General features: G+C 34.4%; 1 protein-coding gene and 2 pseudogenes. 1 reads left to right on the plus strand and 2 read right to left on the minus strand.

Translation table 11 applies throughout. From position 1 onward, the window contains the following. A partial coding sequence (locus AC1DTM_RS25085; protein ID WP_477001150.1) for a BppU family phage baseplate upper protein occupies positions 1 to 995 on the minus strand: 995 nt, incomplete at its 3' end. Between the two features lie 2 nt (positions 996 to 997). Further along, positions 998 to 1,234 (minus strand): annotated as a pseudogene (locus tag AC1DTM_RS25090) (tail fiber domain-containing protein); the annotation flags it as partial. On the opposite strand from AC1DTM_RS25090, the pseudogene AC1DTM_RS25095 reads away from it, so the two are divergent. Beyond that, positions 1,216 to 1,784, plus strand: a pseudogene (locus tag AC1DTM_RS25095) (tyrosine-type recombinase/integrase); the annotation flags it as partial. The pseudogenes AC1DTM_RS25090 and AC1DTM_RS25095 sit on opposite strands and share 19 nt — an antisense overlap.

Raw genomic sequence — 1,784 nt, forward strand, 5'->3', positions numbered from 1 at the left:
GGAACATTGAATACAACTTGCCCTTCTTTTATATTCTTTAAAGAGCCTATAACGGAAACTTGGTCGCCACTTCGTTTCGCTCTAGTAACTTGTCTTCCTTCAACGTTTGAAGCGTTAGTGATTGACATCTGAGTCCAATATGTATCGGTAGATCGTTTAAATCCTTGTACAGTAAAATCCCACCCTACAAAATCCTCTCTTGTGACATGATTTGTCCACCCTGTCCACCCGTTATTTCCGTTTAGATAATTTGTATAAAATCCACCTACACTATCTTTAGCGATTACAAAGCCAATATTATTCTGATTAAAATAAGAAATTCCCCTCCAAGGTTTGCTCGATGGAATTGTATTTTGCACACCTGTAGCACAATAAATTGTATTCATCCCAGCACCTTTTGCAGCTATTTCGTCGAGAATGTTCTTTGTGATATCACTAACAGAAATAGTTTGCCCACCTGATTCTGTTGTGATCTTTGGTACTTGAACACCTTTCGCATTAATTAATGTTGTTAACTCTACAAATTTGTTGTTTGTATCTATAATTCTCTTATTTGTATCATCAATTTCTTTTCGATATCCTGCCACTTGTTCTATAGCTTTTTCAAAATCAGAAATATAGTTTTCTATTTTCATATTTCCTTCTTTTACATCTCGCTTAAGCACAATTCGGATATCAGGGGTACTCGTTCGTTCAGCGTTTTTTTCCATAACAAAATAAGCAGTCCAATCGGCCGAAGTTGAAACTGCTTGAGATGTAAAAGTATATGAAAACACACCATTTTTCGCATCAATTATTTGAGCATCATCACGAATGAATGCCCCTGTATGATTTTTCGCTTCATATTTGACTGCATATCCAGTTAAATCAACACTATTCCCCAGTTCTCTTACATTTACAGTAATTTTCAATCCATTTTTATCATTTTGACGGGAACGAATTGTCTTTGTAAACACAGGATCTGCTAAGTCTATAATAATTTCCTCATTTCGCATAATTACACCCCTTTCTGACAATTCCTTTTCGTATGTCTAGACGGTCTTCTATGACGTTTTACTCTGTTCCTATGTTTTATATTCCCTTTAGGTTTTATAGGCTCTAATTCTTTCAACCTAGCATCAGTTCTTGTCACATGTTCTTGAAAAGCTTTTGTTAATTGTGAAAGCATTCCTTATAAGCCTACACCTGTTTCTTCGGATTCGTTTGGAATGACAATACCATAATGACAAACAATTAACTGTTTTAGATGTATGGGAAAAGTTAAAGCCTCTTCGTAAAGCTGAGTTAGGCTCTATATCCTTCCCCCATTTAGTTATAAAAAAATTAAAAGTATTAAGCCCGTAATGATTCAAAGCTACTATGCTGAACTTAAGGAAAAAGGACTATCAAATGGTACAATCAGCAATATCCATCGCTGCCTAAGGTGCATTTTCAAACACGCTGTAGAATGGGAAATCATACATGATAATATAATGAATAAGGTTAAAAAACCACGTGAAGAGCAAGGTGAGATGAAAACATGGTCCAGTGAGGAATGTAATCGATTCCTTCATTATTTAAAAGAAAAAAATAAAAAGTACTATATGTTCTTTTTACTCGCAATCTATACTGGTATGAGACGTGGAGAGTTACTTGCACTAACATGGAAGGATATTGACTTTGATAATAAACGTATCCTAGTTAATAAATCACTTGTAAAAACTGAAGAAGGACTATTTAAAGCTGCTACTAAAACTAAATCTTCTAATAGAAGTATTAGTATCTCTTCCTTTGTTGTAATAGAG

The sequence above is a fragment of the Bacillus sp. P4_D3 genome (assembly GCF_056401855.1).